The sequence below is a fragment of the Dehalobacter sp. genome, assembly GCA_023667845.1.
Taxonomy (GTDB): Bacteria; Bacillota; Desulfitobacteriia; order Desulfitobacteriales; family Syntrophobotulaceae; genus Dehalobacter.
Genome location: JAMPIU010000199.1, coordinates 65968 through 72205 on the forward strand (window position 1 = coordinate 65968; position 6238 = coordinate 72205).

Annotated in this window: 6 protein-coding genes; all 6 read right to left on the minus strand. The window is 47.0% G+C overall.

Features of this window, described 5'->3' with window-relative positions; genetic code table 11:
* Positions 1-3: 3 nt before the first annotated feature.
* Entirely contained in the window at positions 4-708 is a 705-nt protein-coding gene (locus NC238_16265) for a glycosyltransferase (GenBank protein MCM1567463.1), read from the minus strand.
* A gap of 543 nt (positions 709-1251) precedes the next feature.
* The gene (locus NC238_16270; protein ID MCM1567464.1) at positions 1252-2235 is read right to left on the minus strand and encodes a glycosyltransferase family 2 protein; all 984 of its coding nucleotides are present in this window, start codon (positions 2233-2235) and stop codon (positions 1252-1254) included.
* Positions 2236-2461: 226 nt separating this feature from the next.
* Positions 2462-3424 (minus strand): ParB/RepB/Spo0J family partition protein, encoded by a 963-nt coding sequence (locus tag NC238_16275; protein ID MCM1567465.1) that lies wholly within the window; start codon positions 3422-3424, stop codon positions 2462-2464.
* A gap of 130 nt (positions 3425-3554) precedes the next feature.
* Positions 3555-4172 (minus strand): PHP domain-containing protein, encoded by a 618-nt coding sequence (locus NC238_16280; protein MCM1567466.1) that lies wholly within the window; start codon positions 4170-4172, stop codon positions 3555-3557.
* Between the two features lie 56 nt (positions 4173-4228).
* Positions 4229-5395, minus strand: a complete 1167-nt coding sequence (locus tag NC238_16285; protein ID MCM1567467.1) for an ATP-grasp domain-containing protein — start codon at positions 5393-5395, stop codon at positions 4229-4231.
* A gap of 10 nt (positions 5396-5405) precedes the next feature.
* Positions 5406-6238 (minus strand): polysaccharide deacetylase family protein (locus NC238_16290; protein ID MCM1567468.1); only part of this gene is annotated, 833 nt, incomplete at its 5' end.

Below are 6238 nucleotides of genomic sequence, written 5' to 3' on the forward strand. Positions count from 1 at the left end.
ACGTTATTCGCTTGCTGTAAGTAGAACCTTCTCCATTCGTTCGGAGAGCTTCCCCCAGTCGAATTGTTCTTCGACAAATTTCCTGCCCTGGATTCCCAGATTATTTCCTATCTTAGAATTTTCATATAGCTGGCTGATCAATTTAACATAATCTTCCCTGGCAGAAGCATACAAAATTTTATCGCCGACTATCTTTTCAACCGCACTGAGCCTGGTCGAGATAATCGGTTTCTCACAAGCCATGTACTCGAACATTTTTAACGGGACGGCATTTTCTGATATCGCGCCCTTCTTAAAGGGCATAAGACAAACGTCCATTGCTGAGATGTACTTCGGCACTTGTGAATAGGGTATCATCCCGGTAAATACAATCCTGTCATCGATGCCATATTTTTTAGCCAGATCGACATTTTCCTGGAATCTGCCCTCTTTACCAATAATAACCATTCTAATATCTTTATTCAGTTCGGATAAAGCAGAGAATATTGGCTCAAAATCAATCCATTCTCTGAGTACACCCACGTATCCTAATATAAAGCCGTTAAAACCAAGATCCGCCTTTGATGATAGTCCATAATTATAAAACTTATTTGTGTTTACACCGTTTGGGATTATGATCGATCTGTCTTCGTTGACCCCATATGTTATTCTTAAGTTTTCGGTGGACAAAGTTATCATTTTTGAGGCGCCCATGTTTTTCTTAATCATATAGTCCCCGAACCGGCTTCCGATATAACGAAGAGCAACCGGGATTTGAGGAGATTCCCTGATCATAGCGCCTTGATCATCGGCAAGATCATAAACCGTATTGATTCTTTTTGAAGCAGTATATCCTGATATAAAAGTGCTATAATTCAGATGGACGTCAAATTTTTTTCCTTTAATTATTTTTTTTATCCTTTGTGCCGATAACATTTCTTGTATAATAGGACTAACCTTTCTATCAGTTAAATGGATATATTGGATTCTGTCAAATAGATTATTAAAATCCTTAGAATAATTTTTGAGATTGTCTTGTTGGCCCTTCCACCAATCATTAATACTAATCACGGTAACATCATGATTTTTCGATAGGTGGTCAACAAACTGGTGTGGCCGGTTATGCTGAGATTTCTTTAGATCTACAATTGATGTTACCAGGATCTTCATAGTTTTGCCTGCAATACCCGTTCTATTACCTTTATTCCAAAAGACCTAATCTATTAGATACCTACTTCATTAGTATAAATTTTTAGCTAACACAAAAAAATATCATTTAGATTTTATGCTCTTAATCGATGCGAGCGTTATCCCAGTAAAAATGCCGAAGGTCCCGATGATGACGCAAAGCATACCCATCATTGCATATATTGTCGGTATACTAACGGTCTTCGCGTACATGTCCAGCACGTAGAACGACATGAGCAGGCCAGCGAATAGCAGCACGGCGCCCGGCACACAGAAGAATAACAACGGCCTCCGCTGTGAAGTCAACTGGATGACCGAGTTCAAGACACCAAATCCGTGCCTGACGGGATTCAACGTCGACCCGTCGACATCGTACCGCACGTTGATGGGCACCTCGGCGATCTTCAGGTTGGCGTTCGCGGCATCCATGACCATCTCGCTCTCGATCGCCATGCCTTTCTGCTTGAAGCCGAAGGCCTTGAACGCGCTGCTGGAGAACGCCCGGAACCCGTTCTGGGTGTCCGTGAGCTTTTTCTTCGCGCCCACATTCGTCGCGAACGTCAGCACTTCCTGGCCGACGCGGCGGTACTTCGGCACGCTGTTGCCCTTCTCTAGGAACCGGGAACCGTTAACCATGTCGGCCTCATCGTTGAGGATGGGCGCGATAAGGCTGGGGATCTCATCCGGGTTGTGCTGCCCGTCGCCGTCGATGAGCACGAGGACCTCGGCGCCCACAGCCTCGGCATACGTGAAAGCGTCCTTGATGCTCGAGCCTTTGCCCTCGTTCTTTTCATGCGTGAGGACCTCGGCACCCGCAATCTTCGCTATCTCAGCCGTCTTATCTTTCGAGCCGTCGTCAATGACCACCACGTGATCCGCATACCTTTTTGCCCTGAGAACGATGCTGCCGATGGCGACTTCCTCGTTATAACACGGTATTGCCACCATCACCTTCGGCTGGATGTAGGAAAATTTGACCGGGGCGTCAGATGACTCCCGGTCGACGTGCTTTTTAATTATCGATATTCGCCCGATAGACGGCGGTTGATATTCCGGGTTATCCGGCAATGATACTGCTGCTATATAAATACCCCCAAACTTACTAATCGATCGTTTTGTAATTACTTATTAGGTACTATATTTTGCTTATACATTTAAATAAGTTACTGATTGGATATCAAGTACATATTAACCAACTAAAATAATCCCAGTCCAAATTATTAATTAAAAAATCATTACTATCTACCGTCGAACAGGAAAATATTGGTAATAAATTAATTATAAAAATAAATTTTTAATGAATTTCGGAAGATATTTCATTTGAAATTGAGCCATGGGCTTTGAATTCCGAGCAAAGCGCGTATAATTTTTCTATCAGGGACTCTATCTCCGGTATAACGTTGTTTCTCTCCATGAACTCGGATGCCTTCATCCTTGCCGATAGCTTTTCCAGGTCTCTTTCCATCTTTTTAAGGTATTTCTGAAGCTCATTGTTATCCACGGGCCCGGATACGCTCGGAGCAGAGTTGGTGTCTGCCACATTTTTAACAACATCATCCACTTTAAGCATTTCAGCTTGCTTTTTAAGTGATCTCAGGTATTTAAGGGCCTCTTTTTTATCCATCGCATATTCTTTAATGAATTCATAGGCGGTTTTCTGCAATTCAGCAGGCAGCCGGGCAATGTCTTCGATGACGTTCACATTTGGCTCATAAACCTTCTCAAGATCTTCATCAAATGTATTCGGAATACATTTTATTTGGTTCCAATCGCTGATGATCATTTCTTGAAGTTCGGGGGTTAATCGCTTTGCCAATCCAACCTTGGCTGTTACATAGTGCGGTGTTTTACAGATAATTTCCGCTATCTCATTGTAATTGTATCCATACTTTTCTTTCAGCTTTACGAACGCGTGACCGAGCTCGATAACATTAATATCTTCTCGCTGTATGTTAGCGATGATCTGCTTGAAGGTCGCATCTGCCTCTGTCTCGTCCTGGTCAATGATGACTTCCCGGCCGATGATCAGCTCTTCCACTTTTAGTTCCTTCAGTGCCCGAAACCTGCGTGCACCGTCGATGATCGTATAGCCTTCGCCAGACTTACGGACAATGATGGGCTGTAAGAGACCGACGTCAGAAATGGTATTTTTCAGACTGGTAACATCGGTTTGACTTTTTCGTATGTTATCACTGCCCTCGAAAATGATATCGACAGGCAAATTCTGGATATTTGTTGCTTTTATAGCCTTTACCATAGCTATATACCCCCATATAATTCAATTGATTGGCTATCATAACCAATAAGTTGTTTATTTATCTTAAATTTATCTATTAATTGATTACTAAACTTTAAATATAAAATATGTAGTTAATTTGCCATTAAACCTAATGACCTAACCTTTTAATTTGTTCCATCATGACACTAAAGCCATGGACGAGATAATAGTTCGAGGCCTTCCCGGACATTTCCCGGACGGAAGAATAGTCATGTATATTACCATTTATACTAATACAGCCCCTTCCGATCTCGAAACTAAGGTGCGCATCGCTGCCTGCAGTAAATGGCTTATGATTTCTTAAGGCTAAATCGTATGACTGATCGTTATGCAATTTTTTAGACCGGGCGTTAAAAGCCTCGATGAGATCGACTTTATTGACTAATCTCTCGGGCTCCGGATATTGCCGGTAAGGGTGAGCTAATACCGCGTAGCCACCTTGCCCTTTTATCTCTTCGATGACTTCAGCGAAGAGCCTGCTTTTAACTTCTTCTTGAAGAAATATCCCTACGACATCCCCGAATTCGGTTTTAATCTCGGCCCCGGTAATTACGGTAAAATTCCGGTCATAGTTGATTTTTCGGGCAGCAACAGCGCCTTTAATCGTGTTGTGATCCGTAATCGCTATTCCATCCAGGCCTTTTTTCTTTGCCACTTTTAATATAATCTCTGGCCTGAGAAAGGAATCTTTCGAGTACATTGAATGGATATGGAGGTCATATTTCATATTGCAATCCTCCGGGCGGGTTGAATCAATACTACCGTGTTATGCATGGCATAGTTCTATCGGTTTTCGATCGGCTTTCTGATGATGAACTTCCACTCGTTGAGGTCGAACATGAAGCGCATCGCGGCCAGGACAAATCCCAGAGTAGGGCCGGGATCTTCCAGTGAGATGATGTCATCGTTCGTAATCTCGAGAAACTGCGGCAGGTTCTTTATCTTGCCCGGCGAGCTCAGGTACCAGAGGATGTCGCCGGGCAGTATCCAGCGGCATTTCACGCCTGCGCGATAGTCCATAACAGGGCTGACATCGCCGTCTTTCGCTAACCGGTACAGCATGTACGGGAAGTCGACCCCGGATAATATGGACAGGTGCAGGGACCCCCAGAACCGGGGATTGACCTCCATCAGCTTCGGAGTGTTATCCCTGGGGTCGATTCGGAATTCGACCATGGCGACTCCCCGCCACTTCATCGCCTTCAGCAGCCGGAAGGCAGTGTCGGCAAGCCCGGGGTACTCGATCGTCTCACGGCAGGTGCTCGGGCCTCCGGTAATCGGGTACGATCGCAGGCGCCGCTGGATCGAAACGGCCCGGGGCTCCGAGTCGTTGTTGTACAGAGTATACACGCCGACTTCGCCGCCGTTCGGGATGTACTCCTGGACGAGTGGAGAGAGATATGTTTCTGAGACGGCCGCGTATTTCGTCACCAGTTCAGCCGCCGACCGGCACATGGTGACGCCCCTGGACCCGTAGCTCGTCCGGGGCTTGATAATTACCGGGTACTGCAGCTCATCCTTAATGTCTTTGAGCTCGCCGACGTCAGCGATGGCGTAGGTTTTAGGGCATGGCACGCCGCTCTCGGCGGCGATCTTCAGGGTCTGCGATTTGTCCAGCGCCTTAAGCATAAGGTCATAGTCGGGAAAGGGGACGGTCGTGTACCTGGCAAATTCCTTTTTACGCTGGATGACCGGGATGAGCGTCGAGTCTGTGACCGGGATGAACATGTCGAAGTGCTCTTCCTGTACCTTCTTTAACATGAAGTCGGCGAACGCGTCCGGGTTCTTCGCATCCGGGTACACGATCCTGCCTCTGCAGTATTTCGAGAAAGCGCCGGTGGCGAACCTGGTCGCCTCCCCTGCGGTCACGTGCAGGCCGGCTTTCCCCAGGGACCTGATGATGGCCAGGGAATTTCGCATCTGGGCGTCGGTTACGAGGACTTTCTGCATAGTGATCCGATTAAAGGTTCAGGACGTCCCTGATCGATGTAAACTTGTGCTTTTCCAGCAGGTTGTCGAGCTTCGTGAGCGAGCCGTTGATCCCGAAGTAGGCTTCGACCTGCACGTGGAACGGGACCTTGAGCCGGGGCGTCTTGCTGTACGTCTCCCACGGGTGTATGTACAGGATGGCAGGCCGGTCCTTGTTGATACGATGAATGGAATAGTCGAGGAACCACGCGGGCAGGACGCGCAAGTAAAATCCGCCGGATACAGGCAGGTTGATGATCGACTTGATGACCGACAGAGGGAACTCAATGATCTTCCCGTCGGGGTCGTGTTTAGTTATGTCGTCGATGCTCGGCCTGTATGGTATCAGGGGCGCTTTGGGCACTCCATACAACATCGCATTGATAGGAAAGATGCTGGAGTCGTACCTGTAACCGTACTTCGCCAGCGACTTGAATGCCCAGCTCGTAGACTGGTTGATCGAGAAGCTGGGGGCCCGGAAGCCTATGGGCTGTTCTCCTGTGAGGGATTTGATTAGGTGCGTCGACTGCTCGAGCTCTTTCTCGAACTCTTCGGGACCCAGCTTGGGTAGCGTCGTGTGTGAATAGGCATGTGAGCCGATCTCGTGCCCGGCTTCGTAAATCGATTTGATCAGCTCGGGATATCGCTCGGCCACGTTGCCGAGGATGAAGAACGTCGCCTTGATGTCGTATTTATTCATCAATTTCAACAGCCCGTCTGTAGCTTCGGCCACCTGGGTATCCAGGCTGTCGTCCGGGAGATACTTGAGCAGGAACTCGTTCGAGTACCAGTTCTCGAGATCGATGCTTAACGCGTTCTTCATTT

What these genes read in the sequence shown, in the direction of transcription:
- NC238_16265 (MCM1567463.1), bottom strand. Translation starts at nt 708, where the DNA reads ATGATTAAGAAAAACATGGGCGCCTCAAAAATGATAACTTTGTCCACC.
- NC238_16275 (MCM1567465.1), bottom strand. Translation starts at nt 3,424, where the DNA reads ATGGTAAAGGCTATAAAAGCAACAAATATCCAGAATTTGCCTGTCGAT.
- NC238_16280 (MCM1567466.1), bottom strand. Translation starts at nt 4,172, where the DNA reads ATGAAATATGACCTCCATATCCATTCAATGTACTCGAAAGATTCCTTT.
- NC238_16285 (MCM1567467.1), bottom strand. Translation starts at nt 5,395, where the DNA reads ATGCAGAAAGTCCTCGTAACCGACGCCCAGATGCGAAATTCCCTGGCC.